The organism is Segetibacter sp. 3557_3 (genome assembly GCF_004354985.1).
In the GTDB taxonomy this organism is placed as follows: Bacteria; Bacteroidota; Bacteroidia; order Chitinophagales; family Chitinophagaceae; genus Segetibacter.
In genome coordinates, this window is sequence record NZ_SMSK01000007.1 from 210,853 (window position 1) to 231,807 (window position 20,955).

At 45.4% G+C, this 20,955-nt stretch carries 15 protein-coding genes and 1 tRNA gene; 3 read left to right on the forward strand and 13 right to left on the reverse strand.

Annotation, left to right across the window (positions count from 1 at the left end; all coding sequences use genetic code 11):
- Window positions 1–33: 33 nt before the first annotated feature.
- The 3 genes from EXU57_RS13145 to EXU57_RS13155 all read right to left on the reverse strand — a co-directional run bounded on the left by EXU57_RS13145 (window position 34) and on the right by EXU57_RS13155 (window position 5,877).
- Window positions 34–1,389, reverse strand: coding sequence for a Gfo/Idh/MocA family protein (locus EXU57_RS13145; RefSeq protein ID WP_133268675.1), 1,356 nt, complete (start codon window positions 1,387–1,389; stop codon window positions 34–36).
- Window positions 1,390–1,487: 98 nt separating this feature from the next.
- A complete protein-coding gene (locus tag EXU57_RS13150; RefSeq protein WP_133268676.1) occupies window positions 1,488–2,843 on the reverse strand; it encodes a DUF1080 domain-containing protein in 1,356 nt (451 codons plus the stop codon).
- A gap of 1,477 nt (window positions 2,844–4,320) precedes the next feature.
- Complete coding sequence (locus tag EXU57_RS13155) at window positions 4,321–5,877, reverse strand: SUMF1/EgtB/PvdO family nonheme iron enzyme (protein WP_133268677.1); 1,557 nt, start codon at window positions 5,875–5,877, stop codon at window positions 4,321–4,323.
- A 251-nt stretch (window positions 5,878–6,128) separates the two neighbouring features.
- On the opposite strand from EXU57_RS13155, the gene EXU57_RS13160 reads away from it, so the two are divergent.
- The 3 genes from EXU57_RS13160 (at window position 6,129) to EXU57_RS13170 (ending at window position 8,500) form a co-directional block, all read left to right on the forward strand.
- Window positions 6,129–7,403 carry a UDP-N-acetylmuramoyl-tripeptide--D-alanyl-D-alanine ligase gene (locus EXU57_RS13160; RefSeq protein WP_165958131.1) on the forward strand — a complete coding sequence of 425 codons (1,275 nt, stop codon included), beginning with the start codon at window positions 6,129–6,131 and terminating at the stop codon, window positions 7,401–7,403.
- A 72-nt stretch (window positions 7,404–7,475) separates the two neighbouring features.
- A complete protein-coding gene (trxA, locus tag EXU57_RS13165) occupies window positions 7,476–7,796 on the forward strand; it encodes a thioredoxin (RefSeq protein WP_133268679.1) in 321 nt (106 codons plus the stop codon).
- Window positions 7,797–8,047: 251 nt separating this feature from the next.
- Window positions 8,048–8,500 carry a DUF983 domain-containing protein gene (locus EXU57_RS13170; RefSeq protein ID WP_133268680.1) on the forward strand — a complete coding sequence of 151 codons (453 nt, stop codon included), beginning with the start codon at window positions 8,048–8,050 and terminating at the stop codon, window positions 8,498–8,500.
- Between the two features lie 122 nt (window positions 8,501–8,622).
- Here the strand turns inward: EXU57_RS13170 and EXU57_RS13175 are convergent, their stop codons facing one another.
- The 10 genes from EXU57_RS13175 to EXU57_RS13220 all read right to left on the reverse strand — a co-directional run bounded on the left by EXU57_RS13175 (window position 8,623) and on the right by EXU57_RS13220 (window position 20,934).
- Window positions 8,623–8,955 (reverse strand): hypothetical protein, encoded by a 333-nt coding sequence (locus EXU57_RS13175; RefSeq protein ID WP_133268681.1) that lies wholly within the window; start codon window positions 8,953–8,955, stop codon window positions 8,623–8,625.
- Between the two features lie 136 nt (window positions 8,956–9,091).
- The gene (locus tag EXU57_RS13180) at window positions 9,092–10,261 is read right to left on the reverse strand and encodes a trans-sulfuration enzyme family protein (protein ID WP_133268682.1); all 1,170 of its coding nucleotides are present in this window, start codon (window positions 10,259–10,261) and stop codon (window positions 9,092–9,094) included.
- A 42-nt stretch (window positions 10,262–10,303) separates the two neighbouring features.
- Window positions 10,304–10,729, reverse strand: coding sequence for an OsmC family protein (locus EXU57_RS13185; RefSeq protein WP_133268683.1), 426 nt, complete (start codon window positions 10,727–10,729; stop codon window positions 10,304–10,306).
- 100 nt (window positions 10,730–10,829) lie between these two features.
- On the reverse strand, window positions 10,830–12,365 hold the full coding sequence (locus tag EXU57_RS13190; RefSeq protein ID WP_133268684.1) for a TSUP family transporter: 1,536 nt from the start codon (window positions 12,363–12,365) through the stop codon (window positions 10,830–10,832).
- A gap of 48 nt (window positions 12,366–12,413) precedes the next feature.
- Window positions 12,414–13,196: a DUF2490 domain-containing protein gene (locus tag EXU57_RS13195; protein ID WP_165958132.1), complete on the reverse strand. Its 783-nt coding sequence runs from the start codon at window positions 13,194–13,196 to the stop codon at window positions 12,414–12,416.
- 191 nt (window positions 13,197–13,387) lie between these two features.
- Window positions 13,388–13,458: transfer RNA gene (locus EXU57_RS13200), tRNA-Cys, on the reverse strand.
- 9 nt (window positions 13,459–13,467) lie between these two features.
- Window positions 13,468–16,434 (reverse strand): TonB-dependent receptor, encoded by a 2,967-nt coding sequence (locus tag EXU57_RS13205; protein ID WP_133268686.1) that lies wholly within the window; start codon window positions 16,432–16,434, stop codon window positions 13,468–13,470.
- Between the two features lie 369 nt (window positions 16,435–16,803).
- Window positions 16,804–17,238, reverse strand: a complete 435-nt coding sequence (locus EXU57_RS13210; RefSeq protein WP_133268687.1) for an RrF2 family transcriptional regulator — start codon at window positions 17,236–17,238, stop codon at window positions 16,804–16,806.
- 145 nt (window positions 17,239–17,383) lie between these two features.
- Complete coding sequence (locus EXU57_RS13215; RefSeq protein ID WP_133268688.1) at window positions 17,384–19,042, reverse strand: NADPH-dependent assimilatory sulfite reductase hemoprotein subunit; 1,659 nt, start codon at window positions 19,040–19,042, stop codon at window positions 17,384–17,386.
- 182 nt (window positions 19,043–19,224) lie between these two features.
- Window positions 19,225–20,934, reverse strand: coding sequence for a sulfite reductase flavoprotein subunit alpha (locus EXU57_RS13220; protein ID WP_133268689.1), 1,710 nt, complete (start codon window positions 20,932–20,934; stop codon window positions 19,225–19,227).
- Between the last annotated feature and the right edge of the window lie 21 nt (window positions 20,935–20,955).

Genomic DNA, 20,955 nt, shown 5'->3' on the forward strand with positions numbered 1-20,955 from the left:
ATGGTATTTGTTGGCCCAGGGGCTGCCCACTTCTTAGTATTTGAACGGTTTGCCATTCGCCATAACCTCCTGGGTTTTTTCATCGAACGTTACTTTAGCCCCGGTATGTACCGCAGCATTGGTCATGATGGTTGCAATTGAATGACTGTATCCTGCTTCAACCGGTGCATTCGGCTGTTTACGGCTTCGAACGCATTCCATCCAGTTACGTACGTGGTTGGAGGTAAGTCGGTCGCCCCCGGTGTTAGCACTCGCAATTACCTGCTCAACTTCCGACAGGCTCATTTCCTTTAACAGGTTTTCCTGCATATTCATCTCGCCAGCTTTCGACCTGGTTAAACCACCTCTTGGTGAAACCTTATTGGTGTTCAGGTTCAATTCACCACCGTTGGAATAGTATATTTCAGCCGGGTTCTCATCTCCGTTGTGCATACGGGACCCAAAGGTTACCTGGAAGCCCGTCTTCGGATCGTTAGCAGGACCATAATCGAACACAGCAGTAATCGTATCCCAGTTTGTGCGCCCGTCTTTCCACATGTAGATGCCGCCATTAGCAACCACACTGCGCGGGTGCTCTATGCCGCTAAACCAATGCACGGTATCAATCTGGTGGCTCATCCATTGGCCGGGAAGACCTGAGGAATACGGCCAGAAAAGACGGAACTCGAGGTATTTACGCGGATCAAACGAATCATCAGGCCGGTTCATCAGGAATCGTTTCCAATCGGTATCTTCTTTTTTGATCTGGTTAAGCAGGGCCGTACGTCTCCACCGGCCGGGTTGATTTACGTTCCACGTAAGTTCAACCATGGTAATCGGCCCGAACTTGCCCGACTTAATAAACTCATGGGCAGCATGGTAATTTGAGCCGCTCCTGCGTTGTGATCCGATTTGAACAATCCGGTCCGTTGCTTTAATCGCCTTCAAGGCAGCCCGGTTGTCCTCCATCGTTTCCGCAAATGGCTTTTCTACATAGGCATCGCAACCTGCTTTAACAGCTTCAATTGCGTGTAAGGCATGTTGAAAATCTGCAGTCCCTACAAAAACCGCGTCTACCAGTTTCTTGCTGTACATTTCCTCGTTATTCCTGCAAGCAACTACGTCGTTTTGCATCTTCTCTTTCCACATCCGGGCACCTTCCTCCCGGCGTTTGTTCCAGATGTCGGAAACAGCCACTACTTCAAAATTCAGCTCCTTGTAGTGATTCATAAAACATGGCATATGCGAACTCCGGTGCCGGTCAGAGAAACCAACAACACCAACCCGAACCCTGTCGTTCGCCCCGATGATCCGGTTGTAACTCTTAGCACTCCACCCGGTTTGTGCAACTAAAACCCCTGCACCGGCCAAAGCGGCCTGTTGTATAAAATCGCGACGTGTTTGTGGCATAACGAATCGTTTTAATAGAAATGAAAGTTCCTTTCAGTATATAATGATAAGATGATGTGTGCTGTTAATTATGGGCAATGAGCCTGCTATATGGCAGGTTAAAGCTTCCGGATTTTGATACTGCGGTAATAAACACGATCGCCGTGATCCTGTAGGAGTATCCGGCCTTCTTTTGCCATACCAAAGTTTTCCCAATCCTTGTATTTGCTCTTTCTTACGAGATCAAGGAACTCCGCCGAACCCCGAACATAGTCTAGCACTTTGTAGCCATTGAGCCAGTGCTCAACCCGGTTATCGGGGTAAACCCGCACAATGCCCTGGTTCCATTCGCCAATCTTCTTAGTTGCAGCGGGTATTTTTGTTGAAGTCTTCAGATCGTATAGGGAAGCAAGCGTACGATTGCCGTTTACGCCCATTTTTGCATCCGGGTGGCGTTCGTCATCAAGAACCTGGTATTCGAGCCCAATGGCCGAGCCCGGGTTTTTCTCCTTTTCCGTCACAAAATACTTTACCCCACTGTTTGCACCTTCCGTTAGTTTAAAGTCAAACTTCAGCTCAAATGCGCCAAACTGGTCTTCCGTAACAATATCTCCCCCATTGGTCGACTCTGCGCCTGCTGACTTTTCGACGCTAAGTACGCCATCGCCAATATTCCATCCTTTTTCAGGAAACTTGCTTTTATATGCTCCACGCCAGCCTTTTCCTGTTTTGCCATCCCACAGCAACATAAAATTGTTTCTTTTCTCCTGTGCCGACAGATCGTTTGGAACCAGGTTTACAACCGCAATATCATCATAAGGCGAAGGCTTAAGATCAGTGGTTTTAATGCGAATGTTACGCCACCTGATCTTTCTTCCAGCATGGCTTGCATCGCTGATGGAATGCACCTGCAAGGCAATAAAACCGGTAGGGGTCATATTGTCGATCACGTGGGCCGTAGGTTTTCCGTTTATCCAGGTGCGAATGGTATTGCCAATACATTCCACTTTATACTTGTTCCACTGGTTGTTTTTGAAAGCGGGTTTCCCGGCAGGATTTAGCTCAAGGGTATACAGCCATCCACGTCTTGCTTCATCATAAAGTCCACCGCTCCATTCCCGTTTGGAAGGATCAATTTCCACCTGGTAACCGTGTACCCGACCGTTCTGGTAGTCAGGTTTACTCTCGCTCCGGATTTGTATTCCCGAGTTCATCGAAGTGTCCACCATCAGCTCGAGTTCAAGTATAAAGTCGCCGTAGTTCTGTTCTGTTGTCAAAAAGGAATTCGGTTGGTTTGCCACCGTGGTGCCCACGATTTCGTTGTTTACTGCTTCGTATTTGGCCTGACCGTTTAGCTGTTTCCAGCCCGACAGATCCTTACCGTTGAAGAGATTTTTCCAGCCGGCATTTTTTTGGGCAGATAAGTAAAAATTAGAAAATAACAACGCAGAGCAAAGGAGAAGTTTGAATTTCATACAAGGACTTACAAGTTAACAATCGCACACACACGGTATGCCTGATGCCAAAAATGGCCCGGTTTTAATCAGGCAGGAACAACGGTTTAAAGATACATGCGCTGCATGAATTGAAGAAGAATATTCGAAGTAATGATGAACTATGAAAGCAGGAGTCTCTAACTATGTTGAATGCTAAATGTTATATTAACGTCGTCTAATTAAGGTGAGCGGCAGAATTTGGTGAATAAAGCGATGCGGCCCAAGGGAGTGACACCCCCTTCCGAACCGAGTTCATCCGGGCGGGCGTCCGAACAGGGTTCATCCGGGCGGCAACGATGGCAAATAGAATCCGCATAGCTGGCCACCAAAAATTTTCTTAAGTAAACAACATTGAATGTTATTTGAGGAATGATTGTGAGTGATGAATGCAGGATCAAAGCGATATGTTGGATGTAGAATCATAGCTGAGGTACCGGTGTGTGATAGTTTTTTGGAGGCCGGCGGAAGTACCCTTGTGAGACTCCGGTTGTGTCACTCACTTTTACGGCAACAAGGCTATTGAACACTTGAAGAGTTATGATTTTAGCATTATTACTGAAGAGTGCAGGTAGATATGAGTGAGAAAGAGGTTGAAAATAGGAATGATGAGTTATGAGTGGATGTTGTGTATGTAAGCCGCCTGGCAAGTGATTAGCTCAATAATGCTATGCAGTACAAGTGTGCGATGCCCCGGCCCAACCCGGTTCATCCGGGCGGGCGTACTACTGGCGCAGCCGGGCTCGCAACGATTTACAATTGAAATCCTGTAATTGTCTCCAAAATAAATTGCTTAGCTAAATGACTTGGAGCGATGAGTGTTGTATTTTGAGTGTAAAGTTGTAAATTATGATAGCAGACTCAATGTCGTTTAGTTAAGCCGATTATGTAATTTGTTTGCCCAGCTACTTCCAATCGTACAAGAGTGCGACGCAACGATGTCCTATAGAATTCCTGTGGCCGGGTCCATAAAAATTTGCTTAACTAAACGGCATTGATTGCAGACTTATGAATCATGAGTCAATGTCGTTTAGTTAAGCCGCTTGTCGGATGGAATTTGCTCAATAAAGCTCAGCCGTACAAGAGTGCGACGCCCCCGTCCGAATGGCTTCAGCCGGGCGGACGTCCGACTGGCGCAGCCGGCCGGGCAACGATGTTCCATAGGCGTTCTTATGCCGGGTCCAAAAACAAACTTGTTAACTAAACGACATGGAATTATGAGCGATGAGTGTAGAATTAAGTGTTAAGATTTATGAGTTAAGCGTGTAGGCAGATATGAGTTTTATGTATTGACTTAGAGAGATGGGTCCTCCGGCTCAGGGCTGAGATTTTTGACTTTTTGCCTCTTGAATTCTGCATTTTACATTTTGAATTTCACATTTGAAATTCTTGTCTTCGACTTTCCCAAACGAAAAAAGCCACCCAAATGGGATGGCTTTTTCTTGTATTTACCTTTACCTTATCTTTTTTGTCTGCGCTTCGGGAAGAAGTTACCGGTTTTGCGGTTATTGCCTTCAGGCGAACCCGGGGCAATCATGGCACAACGGAAACCTACCGTATTGCTGCTTTGTCCTTCCTCAAGGAAACGGCGGTTACCGGGACTCAACCAATAAGCACGGTCGTTCCAGCTACCACCCTTGATAACCCTTGACTCGTCGGAAACTAGTGTAGTCAGGCCATAACCATAAGACACGCCGCTTAATGAGTCACCATCCATAAAGTTGATGGCATATGAACGCTGGTAGTTACGACGTTTGCGAAGTGAAGAGTCGGCTTCGTCGATCATCTTGATACGACCGATGCTGTCTCTGAGATTTCCTTCGCCGCCGCTCATATCAATTTTTTGGAAACGGTTACCACGGAAGGCGTTGAAGTCATCAGCCTCAATGTTGGTTAAAGGACGATAAACGTCGGCAACCCACTCGCTCACGTTACCACTCATGTTATAGATACCAAATCCGTTCGGGAAAAATGCTGTTACTTCTGCCGGAATTGCTGAACGGTCGTTCAAACCACCCGCAACACCCATGTTATCACCGCTACCGCGTTTGAAGTTTGCAAGGAAACTACCCTGCCATGATCCACGGCGGGTTGCACGCAGGTTGTCGTAGCCATCGTTTTTCCAGGCATAGATCTGCTTGTTTGCAATCAACTCTTCACCACGCTTTTTCTCGCCTGAACGAGCCTGTGGGTTTTCGCTGATTAAGCCAAGGGCTGCATATTCCCACTCTGCTTCAGTTGGCAAGCGATATCCTGGCAACAAGATACCATCGTCGAACCTTACGTTTGTACGCGGACGGCCCTGTGCATCCTTCAAGGCATCCTTTTTGGGTTTACCAGGCATACCTGCGTATTCACCCATCAAATATGCTTTTGTGTTGAAGTTGTCCTGGCCACCACCACCAAGTTCTGTTTTGATGACGTTTTTATTTTGGTAGCCTTCTTTGATGAGTTCATTCTGGTTAACCCTGTCGGTACGCCAGATACAAAAGTCATGTGCCTGTTTCCAGGTTACACCAACAACCGGGTAAAAGTTATACGATGGGTGACGGAAATAATATTCTACATAGGGCTCGTTATAGGCGAGCTCGCTGCGCCATACCAGGGTGTCAGGCTTTGCACCTTCAACCACCTGTGCATATTGCGGATCAGAAAAAACGTTTTCAATCCAGTTAATGTATTCCCGGTAGTGCACGTTTGCAACCTCGGTTTTATCCATGAAAAACGAATTCACGGTTACACGGCGTGGAATATTGTTCCAATCGCCCATGATGTCTTCAGTAGTCGCTCCCATAGTGAAAGTACCACCCTGTATGAACACCAATCCCGGACCGGTTTTCATATTTTTTGCCTTTGCCACATTGTAACCACCCATGTTTTTATCATTGTAGTTCCAACCGGTCATCTCCGACTTCTGTGGCTTCTTCTTGAAAATACCACCATTTTTACAAGAAGCCATTAATGCAATGACTCCCAGCAGCAAAGTGAAATTTTTCAGTCCCAGTACTTTTTGCATTTGAAAGAATTTATCCTAGAATGAACGGGAAAACAGCTTAAATATTGTGTTCTCCCGCGGTTAAGAATGCGAATATAGCTGAATTAAGGAAATATAAATCTAATGCCTAAATGGCTGCCATGTTATTGAAAACTTAATATTATCAATCCCTAATCAGACAGCCGCAGGCCCCCATTTACAACCTGTTGGAGCTGAAAAGTTAGTCGTTCCGAGACATGCTAAACCTTATTTTTGTCTTAAAACCTACCCTCTTGAACATCGAACAGCTCTACCGCTTATTCGTTCAGTATCCCTCAGTACAAACCGACTCGCGCAAGATTGCACATGGTGACCTATTTTTTGCCCTTAGCGGGCCCAATTTCAATGGAAACCAGTTTGCGCAACAAGCGCTTGAAAAGGGCGCCGCTTATGCGATCGTTGATGAGGACCTCGGTTCGGGTGATGAGCGCATCATCCGGGTGCCCGATGCATTGCAAACCTTGCAGGAACTCGCTAAACATCACCGCCTGCAGTTCAATATCCCTTTTATCGCCATTACCGGCAGCAATGGTAAAACAACAACAAAAGAGCTGGTCAGCTCCGTACTATCAGAGTCTTACCTTACTTATACCACCGTTGGAAACCTGAACAACCACATTGGTATTCCTTTAACATTACTGCGGGTTCACTCAGATGCTGAGATGGCGGTTATAGAAATGGGCGCCAATCACCTTCGCGAGATCGCCGGCTATTGTAAATACGTATTACCTACCCATGGCATTATAACCAATTGCGGGAAGGCCCACCTCGAGGGGTTTGGAGGTGTTGAAGGTGTACGAAAAGGTAAGGGCGAGCTGTTCGACTTTCTCCGTGAAAACGGGGGAACTGCTTTCATCTATAATGAATACGACTACCTGCAGGAGATGGCACAAGGAATTCAAAACGTATTTACTTATGGGTCAGGCAATGCAAAGCTGACCGGTCGGGTAACCGCCAACCATCCCTTTCTTTCCGTAGCCACATCTGTTGACGGGGCAGCCCATATTGAAACCCGGCTGGTGGGCGAATACAACCTCCCCAACGTGCTTTGTGCTGTAGCAATCGGCGCTTTCTTCAACGTACCTGGCCATAAAATTAAAACGGCCATTGAGCATTATACTCCAACCAACAGCCGGTCACAACTGGTTGAGACGGGCTCAAACAAGTACATTCTTGACGCGTATAATGCCAACCCAACAAGCGTGAAAGCTGCAATTGAGAACTTTGCTACCATTTCCGCCGGCAACAAAGTAGTGATGCTGGGGGCCATGATGGAGCTTGGCGAAGAAAGTATAATAGAGCACCAGAAGATTGCAGACCTGCTCGTTAGCCTGAACCCGGGTACGGTTGTACTTGTTGGTGGCGACTTTAGCCAGGTAAAACACCCATTCCTGTATTTTGACAATGTGATGCTGGCAAAAAGCTGGTACCAGGGGCAAAGTTTTGAAAACACATGGTTTTTGGTAAAAGGCAGCCGAAGTATGCAGATGGAAAAGATCCTGCAATAACCTCTATTTGCGCTTTCTGTCACCTCCTGTTTACAGGTATGGAAATTGTGCTGGTTAACCTAAACACCTTTTATGTCTACTGTTCCAAAGAAAGAAACACTCGGCGATATAATCCAGGGCGAAACGCCAGTTCTGGTGGACTTTTATGCAGAATGGTGCGGCCCTTGCAAGATGATGAAACCAGTGCTGGAAGAATTGCGGCAAAAGATGGGTGATAAAATAAGGATATTGAAAATTGACATCGATCGTAACCAGGCGATTTCAAATTCGCTACAGATTTCCGGGGTGCCCACATTGATACTCTATAAGAAGGGACAACAATTGTGGCGGCAATCCGGTGTTGTAAACGCCCGGCAACTCGAAAGCATCATTCAACAAAAAGCACTCGCCTAAATACAGTGCGCGGCGGTAAGCAGGCGCCCAGTCGATGACGTACAAAAAGGATTGGCCAAAGTCCGGATTAACAAGGATAATTGACTAAAACGGTCCGTTAAGATTACTTTGTATCCTTATCCTGTTTGAGCCTTGTCTTCTAAACCGTATTCTGTTGTTTACACAAATAGAACCGTGTCATCCATTCTTTTGTAAGAAGTAGTGTACAAACATTTTTGAATAACTACCCGAATGAGTTCTAATACACGCTTATGAGCAATACCCGCAAACCTCCATATATCTGGAGTGTTCTAACCAATAAGTGCCCAAGGTGCAGGGAGGGCGATCTATTTGTGTCGAAGAGTGCATATGAGCTGAAGCACAGCGTGAAAATGAATGAAAGCTGCCCTGTTTGTGGCCAGCCAACAGAAATAGAAGTTGGTTTTTATTATGGTACCAGTTATGTAAGCTATGCACTTGGTGTAGCCCTCTCGGTTGCGTTATTTGTAGCCTGGTGGGTAATCCTCGGGTTTTCAATATCCGACAACAGCTTGTTTTATTACCTGGGGGTAAATGCGGTACTGCTGATTGTACTTCAACCGCCGCTTATGCGGTTATCGCGAAGCCTGTGGCTAAGCTGGTTTGTGAAATATGATCCGGATTGGAAGCAGAAAGAGCTGGACAAATACGAGCGGATCAATAAAGAACATATGAATAACTGGTAAGGGCAGACAGTAATGAGAAGGCAGAACCAATTACCACTTCAATTTAAGCCTCAACGATTCAATGCATTAAGGGGTTGTTATTCTGAATTCTCCTTGAAGAAAAAGAACTACACTTTTAAGCCTTACAACAACCTGAATACGGACAGGATCATCAGGATCAGCCCTGTTGTAACCAACAACATGGCAAGTGCCGTGGATGACGCGGCCCGGTTACGAAACGCTATACACGCCAGTAGTATCCCACCTGCACAAAAAGCAATTGAGATAAAGTTAATTGTTGTAAAACGTTGCAGGAAAATGGGGAAAAATGAGAGAAACTCCCCTATCCGGCTGCTGATGCCCAAAGACTCACCGGTGGAATTCATCCAAAGAAATTGAATGAGCATCGGGGGAACAAGGCAAAGTACTGATGCAAATGCATAGGGTACCGGCGAACGCTTCTTTTTAACAGGCATAAAAGGCTTGCTGCACCAAAGTGCAGTATTGTCTACAATTTGTTACTCCTCAATTAAAGGGTTTAAACCCACATTGATTGAGCTCATCAGAATGCTGATATCAATGAGATTTTCGCGGGACTTAAGTAAACAGGTCCTAGCAGCTTTCGAGTGCCTGTAATATGTCGTTTAACACGTCGTCAGCATATTCAAGACCTACGGAAATTCGGATCAGCCCCGGAGTAATATTAACCTCAAGCCGTTCTTCGTCGGTCAGCTTGCCATGAGTGGTACTTGCCGGATGTGAAGCGATGCTTCGGCTGTCCCCCAGGTTGGCAGTCACCGTCATAAGCTTAAGGCTATTCAGAAAGGTACGGCCGCTTTCAAGACCACCCTTGAGTTCGAAACACAATATGCCGCCGCCATTTTTCATCTGTTTTAGTGCAATCTCGTGTTGAGGATGACTGGGCAGATAGGGATATTTGAGCCAGGAAATTTTGGGATGACTTTCGAGCGCAGAGGCGATATGCAGGGCATTTTTTGCATGGCGCTCCATACGCACATCAAGCGTTTCGAGGCTTTTGCTAAGCACCCAGGCATTAAAGGGCGCAAGAGCAGGGCCCGTGTTCCGGCAAAAAAGATAGATATCGTGTATCAGTTGTTTATCACCAACGATTACTCCACCCAGTACCCTACCCTGTCCATCGATCCACTTGGTGGCAGAATGCACTACCAGGTGCGCACCAAAGTCGATGGGCCGTTGATTAAGCGGTGTAGCAAAGCAGTTGTCGACATTTAATATCAGGTTGTGCTTTTTTGCAAGCGCAGCTGCAAATTCAAGGTCAATCAATTCCAGCCCCGGATTAGTTGGGGTTTCCAGATAGATCATCTTTGTATTAGGCCTGATTGCAGCCTCCCATTCAGCCGGGTTGTTTGCGCTTACATAACTAGCCTCGATGCCATAGCGTGGCAACCACTTTTTGATGATATTATGGGTACTGCCAAACACCGCATTACACGAAAGCAGGTGATCGCCCTGCTTTAACACGGCCATAAAAGACGCAAAAACCGCCGCCATACCGGTAGCGGTAGCGTAGCCTGCTTCTGCGCCTTCAAGTGCAACTATTTTATCGATGAATTCTGTTACGTTGGGATTGCTAAACCGGCTATAGATGTTGTCATCTGTTTCGTCGGCAAAGGCCGCACGCATATCTTCAGCGTTGTCGAAAGTAAAACTGCTGGTTAAAAACAGTGGGGTTGAGTGTTCCTTTTGACCTGAACGTTCCGTTTGTATGCGTATAGCCTGGGTAATCGGGTGTAATTCCATCTTTGTGAAAAAGTCTTTAGTGAAAAGCCTTGCCAGGGCTAGTTAAGGTTTGTTTACCTGAACTTTCCAGGTAATCTTTGTTCCGCCGCGGCGAAGTGTTTCGGCAACCGAACAATACTTATCAATGGATAATGCGCATGCGCGGTAAGCTTTATCCTCATCTATGTTGCCGCTAAGTTCGAAGTCGATATTTACCGTCTCCCACAATGCAGGTTCTTTCCCTTTCTCCCGTTCACCTTCGATCCGCATTGCAAAACCTTCAATAACCTGCCGCTGCTTTTTTAAGATTGAAACAACATCAATCCCACTGCAGCCACCGAGTGCCATCAGCACCGCTTGCATCGGGCGTGCACCATAATTGTTACCGCCAGTTTCGGCGCTGGTGTCAAGACGAACTACATGACCGTTTGTATCCGATGCTTCAAAGCCAAAGTCACCTTCAACCCTGTTTATTGAAATCGTAACCATCTGGTAGGCATTTTTTGCAAATGTATTCGATCGGAACCATTTAAAGGGGCAGCCAATAATATTAATCGTATATCATATAAACCTGACTTTAGCCCAGGTGCTAGAAAATTCCCATGGATTTAAAAAGTATACGCAGGCTCCATAATATGACCATTGCACCAACACAGATAAACATCGTTTTTAGTGGAAGTTTACCCGATAACCGGGCTGCCAAGGGTGCACCGACCACACCGCCAATAATCAACCCCAGGATAACCTGCCAATGACTCAGCCCGATTAAAGAAAAGAATGTTATGGCACTGGAGAGGGTAACAAAAAATTCAGTGATGCTCACTGTTCCAATTACATAACGTGGTGTTCTGCCTTTTGATATCAGGGTGCTTGTTACCAGAGGTCCCCAGCCACCACCGCCAAACGAGTCCAGGAAACCACCTGCCCCCGCAAGCCAGCCTGCATGTTTAACCTTAGTTGGTTTTCTTTTCTTCCTGAAAGCGGTAAATAGAATCTTCAGTCCAAGTATCAATGTGTAGCTAGCTAATATGGGCCTGATAAAAGGTGCATACTCATCACCGAACTTGCTGAGTAACCAGGCGCCAACCACCGCCCCGATTATCCCTGGTATGAGCAGAACCTTAAACAATTTCTTATTCACGTTCCCAAACCGGTAATGACTATAACCTGAAGCGGCACTGGAAAACATTTCAGCCGTGTGAATGCTTCCGCTTATTGCGGGGAGGTTGATCCCAATCGACAACAGCACTGTTGTACAAGTTACGCCATAGCCCATACCCAAAGCACCGTCGACCAACTGGGCCAGAAAGCCGGCAAGGATCATCAGGTAAAAATGTTTGTCGAGATTTTGGGAGACATCAACCAGCCCTCCCCAGATATCACGAAAGGGCACAAACGACAATACTATGTGACCAAGCAGCATAAAGAAAAATGCAAAAACAAAGTAGGATGCAATACGCCGCCAACGGGTCTCCCCTTTTTTGTCCTGCTCGTCTTCCGTCGTCAGCACCTTGGTAATTTTATTCAGCCTGTTTACCTTGGTGGTGAAGTCGCCACGCATTTTGTTGCGGATGGTTTCCATATTATCCAGCACTTCATTTAGTTCTGCCGGCAGTACTTCATTGAAAGTTTCCTTTAATCTTTTAGCAATCGTTGGGGACTTGCCATTTGTAGAGATCGCAATTTTAAGGTTTCCTTTTTTTACAACGGAACTCAGGTAAAAATCGCACAGGTCGGGTTTATCAGCAACATTCACGAGCTTGCCCAATGCATGCGCTTCCAGGCGTATACGCTCGCTCGTGGGAATGTCATTTACAGCCGCGATGATAATATCAGCGCCTTCCAGGTCGTCGGTTTCATAAGGGCGTTCTATCATGACTACATTCTCATGCGCTTCAGCTGCTTTTCTCGTGTCGTCGCTATATAGCGTAGCTACCATGGTAACTTGTGTCGCCGGTGAGTTCTGCAATACAGCATGTAATTTCTCCAGTGCAACATAACCTCCGCCAATAATCAGCAAACGAAGTTTCTCGAGTTTGATAAAAACAGGGAACAGGTTATTACCCGGTTCACTTGTACTTAGATTAACCTGTTCTGCCACGGTTGCTGAATTAATTTCGTTCATATAACTAATTGGTGCCGCTCCCAACCTGATTTGTTGGCAATGGCAAATTTATTTCTTTCGGAGGTCAAGGTTGTGAAAATAAAAAACTCTTCCGGTATGTAACGACCGGTAATTGTTACCTGCGGGCAATTGCTGAAACAGGTTCATATATCCAAACTGCAGGTTATCGGTTTTATTTACCTGGTATTTAAATCCAACAAAAAAACGGTTCTGGTCGAAAGAATTATATACTACCTGTTTGCCAAAATTTATATGGACTTCATCATTTATTATAAAAGAAGTACTGTTTGGTAAACTGGCGTTTTTTGTCAGCGGAATTTCATACATCAGGTTATACCTGATACGATAATTAAAACTGTATCCATCAGCAAGGGTAGAGTCGTTTAGTATTTTTCGCCTGTTTCTTTCCTCCAGCCTGATCCATTGCATCATGCGCTTATTACCATACTTCGTGTGCCACTGCACCTGTTGCCATGCCCGGTGTTCGGGTTGCGAGATATTTCGGTGGTTATCGGCGGGAAAATGATTAACAAACGCATATCCGGCCGTTAACTTAGTAGCGTCGTTGATGTAATACGTAACACCAACACGGCCGATAGCCTGCGAAAGGTCGGTAAAGAAATCTTCTTTTGTACGCAGGTGAGCATCCAGCCAAAAACCCAATTTATTTGTTAGTCGTGTTTGATTAAAGTAACCAAGCCACACCTGTTGTTGATGCGCAGTATTCTTTTGTGCACCGGCGGTCAGGGATAGCATGATAGCAGGGCCGGATAGCAGGGCTAATCGTACCTGGTTCATTCGTGGTAAATTCTGGAGTAATGTTTTAATCATTGATCTTACGGTTCTGGTTAAATAATTAGATTCTGTTCGATGCATATTGATTTGCCGTACAAGAGTGCGACGCAACGATGCTAAATAGCGCTCGATTGCCGGGAGCATAAAAAAACAAACACTTGTATTCACGCAAAAGGAGTAGTGTAAAAACACCACTCCGCTAAACGATTGCTTGCCGTTTATTGAAGACGTTACGGGTGGATTCGAACCACCGTGAAAGGTTTTGCAGACCCCTGCCTAACCACTCGGCCACGCAACTGTATGATATTTATTTATTCAGCAAACCATCAAAAGTTATAGCAGCATAATACAAACCTCCAATGGTTGGCCCTCCTGCATACTGGATATATTTACGATTCAAAAGATTTGCTCCCCCAACTTTGATACTTGCTTTTACGTCGGGAATGTGATAAGTAACCTGGGCGTCTATGGTACTGTAAGCGTCTACCTGCCCATTCACCAACGGGCTTTCCCATAAGAATGCATCCTGCCATCTCCACACGATATTAACACCTAAGTTCTTTACAATCTCCCGGTTACCAACCGAGAGGTTCGTGGCCCACTTTGGCGTATTGAAGCCGGTTACAAACACGTCCTTTTGCTTGTTCTCCGTGATGTTGTTGTAGTTGATGTTTCCCGAAATGGTGAACTTCTTATAAAAGTTATAGTTCACGCCAAGTGATGACCCATAATTCCGGTAATTGTTTCTTGCGTTGGTGTATACGCGGTAACGGGTTTGCTGCGCGTCGCGGTTTGCTGCTACCATCGCGATTACCGCTTCGTCAGTACCAACCTTTACCGTATTATTTTTGGGAACAGATACTTCTACCTGCCCGAGAAAACCATTGTAAACATTACTGTAAGCATCGATATCGAGAACAAGCTTGTTATTCAGCAGCACACTTTTATAGCCTACCTCAAAAGAATTGATTCGCTCGGGGCGGGTTGCCGTAAGGTTCGTGGGGTCGAGCAGGTTCCTGTTTTTTAACGCAGCATCATTTACGGCGAGACCAGCAGCACGATCTTTATTTACCGCCGCATTAAATTCATTGATCGAGGTAAGGGTATAAGAGTTATCAAGGTATCCAAGACCTTCATTGATATACGGCAATCCACCAACCCGGCGAATGTTTCCATTGTTTACAAAAGACAACGCTTCAAACAGGGCGGGAAAGCGATAGCCGTTTTGAAAGGAGGCGCGCAGGTTATGCTTTTGTGCGATGGTATAAACTGCTGCAACTCTCGGGTTAATCTTTGGTTCAAACTCAGGGTTATAATCGAGGCGTAACGATCCAAAAAGTTTCAGGCGCTCATCGAAGAAAGTTTTTGTTGCCTGTACAAACCCGCCATATTTCTTGTAGTAAACATTTTCCCCGAAACCTCCATCTGCCAAAGCCTTATTCCTGTCTGCAGCGGGTCGTTTAAAATCAACAAAATTGTTTCCATCAGGTATCACCTCGTAAATTCTGGCATCAGCACCCACCAGGAGATTGAAAAATTTGATCTTGTTGGAAAGGTCCCACTGTGCATCGGTGTGGTAAACCCGGCTCATTTGCCGCAACCATGCTCCACCGGTTGCCGGGGCCCCGGCGATAACCGCACCATTGTCCCAGTTGTTGATCTTAACTATTGTATTCTTCAACCTGTTGAATTCCGGTGTACCCGGTTCAACCCGGCTATTGTCTGCGTCGGCCCGTGCCAACTTCAATGCCGTAGCCAGGTCGGTGCCATTATTGATTGCGGTTTGTAAAGCACTTTTAAACCTGCCTGCCCAAACAGCATTTGTTCCGCCGCTGCTGATATCAAGGTTATCAACAAGCGGTTTGATGTTGTAAGAGTCCCCGGTGTTTTCAACCGATACATATGAGCGTATAAAATAGTTATGACCCTTGAGCTCGAGCTTATGATTTTGAACCACTACATTATCGAGCTGAATTTTGTTTCCGCGTTGAAAAACCCCGTCCATCTTACCTACCCGGTAGGTATAAGAAAGTTCAGCATTATCATTAAGCCGGTAGTGCAATGCAGCATCGACTTTCAGGTTGTCAACGGTTGGACTAACCACATCTTTTTCCCAGTAACCGGTCCGCCGAACGATAATGCTTTGATTACTGCCCCGACCTGGAATATTGTTGATACCACTAATGGTTACCGCGTTGCTCCCATTGTCGTCGCCGTACTTGTTCCATGCATCGTAAGCAGGATTGTTTTCAATGCCATTCAATTCAGGAAAACCCGGATTGGCAGTATTAAGGGTGTTAGGATTTTGGTCGGTGGTGGTGTTCGAGAGCCAATCGGTGCCCCGCATATAGCTGGCGTTGATCTTAAATGCAAACTTGTTGTTGAACGCTTTTGCATAACGTATCGCGGTCTCCGTAAGATTGCTTAATTCTCTTCCGGTACCACCTGTGTGGTTAAGCCCGGTTTTAGAATATATACTTAAACCCTGGTATAAAAACGGGCTTTTGGTAATCAGGTTTGCCATCCCGTTTATCGCATTCATACCGTAAAGCGCTGAGGCTGCACCAGGCGTAATTTCTACGCTGGCAATGTCGAGTTCGGTCGGGCCAATTGCATTACCCAGGGGAACACCAAGCGTTGCCGCCTGCATGTCTACCCCGTCTACCAGTTGCATAAACCGGAAGTTATTTGGGATATTGAATCCTCTTGTATTGGGCACTTTAAACGTCAGGCTCGAGGTAGTCATTTGTACCCCTTTTACGTTTTCAAGGGCGTCGTAAAAGCTGGGTGCGGGAGATTCCCTGATTGCCCTGATATCCAACTTCTCGATAGCAACGGGTGATTTCAATATGCTCTCTGCTACACGCGATGCGGTAACCACGACCTCTTTACCAAGCATAGTTTGCGTAACTAAAGCAATATTCAGTTTAGAGGCTATACTCGTTACTTCAAACTCCTGTTGCTGAAAGCCGATGGAAGAAAAGACGAGCGTAAGCGGAAACTTATTTTTGGTGCGAATAACAAACTCACCCGAATTACCGGTGATTGTACCCGCAATGGTACCCTTAATCTGCACACTTACCCCGCCAAGGGCTTCCTTGCTTTGTTCATTAATAACCTTACCGGAGATTTCAATAATGTTAGTGCCCTGTGCGCTGACGACAGAAGTACAAAAATTAAGAACAATAAAACTGAGGGCTGCAACAAGTATACGTTGTACGTAATGGGTGCGCAAGTCTAAAGTTGTGTTGGCTGTTGAAGCACTTTGTTCCATGTAACTGTAAGCTTTTTTAAGGTGGGAATGATTTTCTAGAGAACGCGGCTTCCACAGCAGGGCGGAAAAACAATAAACAGCTTTGTTATAGAAGACATATGAAATTATCGTTGGTAATAGAAACTAATCATATTCACATGGGAGGCAGCTCAGCAACTAGTTAGCAGGAGTGAGATATAAAGTCTACTAATTAGGTAGACAAATGTATAGCCCAAAAGTATTCCTGCAAAATTTTTTATGATTTTTGTTGAATTGTTTTTTGTAAGAAATTAAATGGAGGGAAACGATTTAATTAGGAGGGCACACTAACGCAGGCATGCATTGCGCGCCTTACCAGGAAGGTAAATTAGAAAGGGTTAAAACGGAAGCCTAGATACACGGTGTTTTTGCCAGCGATGTACCCGCAATATCGGCAACCGTACTTGTTTCAAGAATGGCTAGCGAGGCATCACGAACATCTTTCATCACTTTGTTTAAACCACAACACGTTTCTTCACAGCCCTTACATTTTGTATACCAGTTCAGGCTCACGCATGGCAGCAATGCGATCGGACCATCAAGTAGTCGCATAACAGAAGAGAGCTTGATGTCTGCCGGTTGCTTTGCAAAGTAGTACCCTCCGCCTTTTCCTTTTTTGCTTTCGAGCAAACCGGCTTTGCGCAATTGTAATAAAATGTTTTCAAGAAACTTTATGGGAATAAGCTTTTGCTCAGAGATTTCCGCGATCAATACCGGCCTGTTGTGTTGTTGCTGCGCCATGTACATTAGCGCCTGGAAAGCATATTGCGTTTTCATCGAAAGCATAGTCCGGTAATTTAACTGCGGAAATTAGCAAAATATAATACATCTCATGCAGTGTATGGTTGTAAGCGATCAATTATAACATAATCATCGTCTTCCAACCCTTTACTCCACGACCCCCAATCGTATGCTTCAACGCTTTCAGATATTACACAAGCTGCTTTCTCCGTGCAAAATCTCCAAACTTCTCAGCTGTAAAACGTTCACGGCTAAAACGCTCAAAAACCTGGTCGAGCTCAAGAAGGATTGCTTCCTCATCCAGGTTTTCCTTATATACCCGGTTAAGGCGCTCGCCTTCATGATCGCCACCAAGGTGAAGGTTATACCTGCCGGGACCTGTTCCAACAAAACCAATTTCAGATATATAGCTCCGCCCGCAACCATTTGGGCAGCCGGTCATCCGGGTAATAATGTTCTCGTTAGTAAGCCCGTGTTTTTCAAGCAATGGTTCTATTTTAGAAAGCAGGCTTGGCAAATAACGTTGTGCCTCTGCAAGCGCAAGCGGGCAGGTAGGTAAGGCTACGCACGCTATGGCATTTTTACGTAATGCCGATGCACCATTGGTATGTTCGATTATTTTGAACTCCTGTAAAATTGAATCGATCAATGCTTTATCAGCAGGTTGAACATCGCTGATGATTACATTTTGATTGGTCGTAAACCTGAATGTTACTTTCCCTGTTTTTGCAACCTGCAACAGGGCTTCTTTTAAAGCAACCTGCTCATCATCTAATATCCGACCATTTTCTACAAATACGGTATAGTACCAAAGGCCTTCATGGTTTTGCTCCCATCCATAATAATCCGTCCGGCTGTTAAATTCCGCAATACGTGGGTCTTCAAATTTAAAGCCCATACGCTCTTCCACTTCAGCTCTATACTTCTTTACACCAAGGCGGTCGACCGTATATTTCAGACGGGCCATCTTGCGATCACTACGATTGCCGTAATCACGCTGTACAGTAAGTATCTCGTAAATCGCTTTTAGTGTTTTATCGCCCGCTTCCACAAAGCCAATTACCGTTGCAAGTCGCGCATAGGTTTCCGGATTACCATGGGTTGTAGACAAGCCTCCACCGATTGCTACGTTAAATCCTTTTAGTTGATTATCCTGTATTATCGCAATTAACCCTATGTCATTTCCATAAACGTCTACATCATTATTTGGCGGTATAGCAATCGCAATTTTAAACTTGCGGGGCATATACCTTTCCTGGTATAATGGGTCAACTTCTTCCTTGCGGTCATACACCTTTTCATCATCCAGCCAGATCTCGTACCATGCTTTTGTTTTCGGCATTAACAAGGTGCTAATCTTGTCTGCATAAGCAAAAATCTCTTCGTGAATAGCAGATTGCTTTGGATGTGCACTACATAAAACGTTCCTGTTGATATCGCCGCAGGTGGCAATGGAATCAAGTTTTGCCGCATTAAATGCCTGCATAGTTGGCTTGATCTTCGACTTATAGATGCCGTGTAACTGTATCGTTTGGCGGGTAGTAATTTTGATCACACCGGTTGAATGTTCGCCGGCTACGTCGTGCATTGCGATCCATTGATCAGCTGTTAAGAAACCACCAGGTAAACGCAGGCGTACCATGAACGTGTAAAGGCGGTCTAGCTTTTTTGCAGCCCGCTCTTCGCGTCTGTCACGATCATCCTGCTGGTACATGCCATGGAACTTGATCAGTGCCTGGTCATCTTCGCGGATGGCTCCTGTAAGTTCATCGGACAAACTCTCTGTAATCGATCCACGCAAACCCAGGCTGCTCTCCTTTACTTTCTCTATATGCGATAAATTGCTCATGATTATATGTTCAGTTGCCTTCAGGCATGTACTTTTTTTTGGGGACCAACGATAGTGCTTTGGGCAACATCGTTGTGTCACTCACTTCTACTTTTTGTTCATTTTGCATCCGGGCTGCTGCAATAGTAAAAACCCCACCCTTGCTGAAAGAATACCAATGTGCGATCGGTAAAACCTCTGCATTAGTATACATCCTTCGAATACCTTGCTTCTTCTTTCAGCTGGTTAAAGTATTCTTTAGCTTCATCTTTTGATTTCTGCCCATGTAATTCAATGATCTCGAGTAAGGCATTTTCAACCCAAACACTCATTGGATCTTTTTGTCCGCACACGTACAGGTAAGCGCCCGACTGCAACCATTCGTATAGTTGTGCCCCATGCTGCAACATCCTATGGTGCACATATAACCTTTCCGCCTGGTCATGCGAAAAAGCGACGTTTACCTGGTTCAGCACGCCAATGTCTACCCAGTTCTGAATTTCAGTTTGGTAAAGGAAGTCTGTAGCAAATTGTTGTTCACCAAAGAAGAGCCAGTTTTTTCCCGACGCGCCTTTTGCATCCCGTTCTGCAAGGAAAGATCTGAACGCCGCAATACCGGTACCAGGTCCAACCATTATCACGTCTTTATCATCTGCAGGCAACCTGAAGCGCTTGTTTTTCTGGACAAAAAATTTCACTTCCGCACCAGCCTCCATATCACCGAGATAGGTGGAGCATAAGCCATAACGTTCTTCACCATCCAGGTGAAACTCGTCCTTTTCAACGGTAAGATGTACTTCTCCACTGTGTGCCTCTGGCGAACTGGCTACGGTATACAGTCGTGGCGCAATAGGGTTCAATAATGCAAGCGCCTCTTCAAATTGGTTTGCATCTTTTACGGGGTAAATTCTTAGCAGATCAAGCAGGTCAATTTTACCATCAGGAATTTGTTGTCCCACAAGTGCCGCATACTTTTTAACTACCGAGGGCGCAAGGTAAACGATGTTCACCCGCTTCTTTAACAGGTCAAATACCGTGAACCACTCGTCGCGGTATTCCACTTCTTTATTACGGCCTATACCGGTCACGGATATTATAGACTCAACGGTAGCATTCTGGTTTTCGGGAACAATACCAATTGAATCACCCGGCTCATATTCGGTTTCATCTACCGACATCTCGATATGGTAAGTTTCCTTTGCTGAACCCCGGTCATTGAGGTTGATGTTGGCCAGGACAGTTCCGGAATAAATCTTTTTTGTATTCAACTTCTTTGCGACCAGTACTTCCGACGCAACAACAACAGGGGCCGTCTTTGTTTCAGGTGCAGGGTTGCTGAGTTGCTTCAGTACATTGTCGAACCAATCACTGGCTTCCTGGTCAAACTCCAGATCGCATTTCTGGAGCGGGCTAATGCGGTTACCGCCAAGTTTGTTCAATTGCTCATCAATATCTTCACCGGTTTTGCAAAATAGCGGGTATGATGTATCGCCCAATGCGAGCACCCCATATTTTAATTTCTCGAACCGGAAGCCATTATTATAAAGGTGATCGTAGAATTTCTTTGCCGCAGCTGGTGGTTCACCGTCGCCATGGGTACTTACAACAGTCAAAAAATATTCTTCTTTTTGCAGGTCGTTTAACCGGTATTGGTCAAGGCTTACCAGCTTTACATTGATCCCGTTTTTCTTGGCTTTTGATGCAAAGTCGGTTGCAATCTTTTTTGAGTTGCCCGTTTCTGTGCCATAGGTAATCGTGATCTTATTTACACCCGGTTTAGCTACTGCTGCCGCGGGTTGAACATTGCGTTGTGCAACAACACCGTTAAGGTATCCGTTAACCCATAACACCTCATCAGCGGATAAGGTGGTTAGGAAATCCTGGAATATTTTGAGTTTACTTTCTGTAAGCATCTTGCTTTGTTTTATGTTAAG

Coding starts and splice junctions, on each gene's coding strand:
- EXU57_RS13180 (WP_133268682.1), bottom strand. CDS start 10,261: ATGGAATTACACCCGATTACCCAGGCTATACGCATACAAACGGAACGT.
- EXU57_RS13220 (WP_133268689.1), bottom strand. CDS start 20,934: ATGCTTACAGAAAGTAAACTCAAAATATTCCAGGATTTCCTAACCACC.
- EXU57_RS13185 (WP_133268683.1), bottom strand. CDS start 10,729: ATGGTTACGATTTCAATAAACAGGGTTGAAGGTGACTTTGGCTTTGAA.
- EXU57_RS13205 (WP_133268686.1), bottom strand. CDS start 16,434: ATGGAACAAAGTGCTTCAACAGCCAACACAACTTTAGACTTGCGCACC.
- EXU57_RS13170 (WP_133268680.1), top strand. CDS start 8,048: ATGAGCAATACCCGCAAACCTCCATATATCTGGAGTGTTCTAACCAAT.
- EXU57_RS13175 (WP_133268681.1), bottom strand. CDS start 8,955: ATGCCTGTTAAAAAGAAGCGTTCGCCGGTACCCTATGCATTTGCATCA.
- EXU57_RS13210 (WP_133268687.1), bottom strand. CDS start 17,238: ATGCTTTCGATGAAAACGCAATATGCTTTCCAGGCGCTAATGTACATG.
- EXU57_RS13195 (WP_165958132.1), bottom strand. CDS start 13,196: ATGATTAAAACATTACTCCAGAATTTACCACGAATGAACCAGGTACGA.
- EXU57_RS13145 (WP_133268675.1), bottom strand. CDS start 1,389: ATGCCACAAACACGTCGCGATTTTATACAACAGGCCGCTTTGGCCGGT.
- EXU57_RS13190 (WP_133268684.1), bottom strand. CDS start 12,365: ATGAACGAAATTAATTCAGCAACCGTGGCAGAACAGGTTAATCTAAGT.
- EXU57_RS13150 (WP_133268676.1), bottom strand. CDS start 2,843: ATGAAATTCAAACTTCTCCTTTGCTCTGCGTTGTTATTTTCTAATTTT.
- EXU57_RS13155 (WP_133268677.1), bottom strand. CDS start 5,877: ATGCAAAAAGTACTGGGACTGAAAAATTTCACTTTGCTGCTGGGAGTC.
- EXU57_RS13215 (WP_133268688.1), bottom strand. CDS start 19,042: ATGAGCAATTTATCGCATATAGAGAAAGTAAAGGAGAGCAGCCTGGGT.
- trxA (WP_133268679.1), top strand. CDS start 7,476: ATGTCTACTGTTCCAAAGAAAGAAACACTCGGCGATATAATCCAGGGC.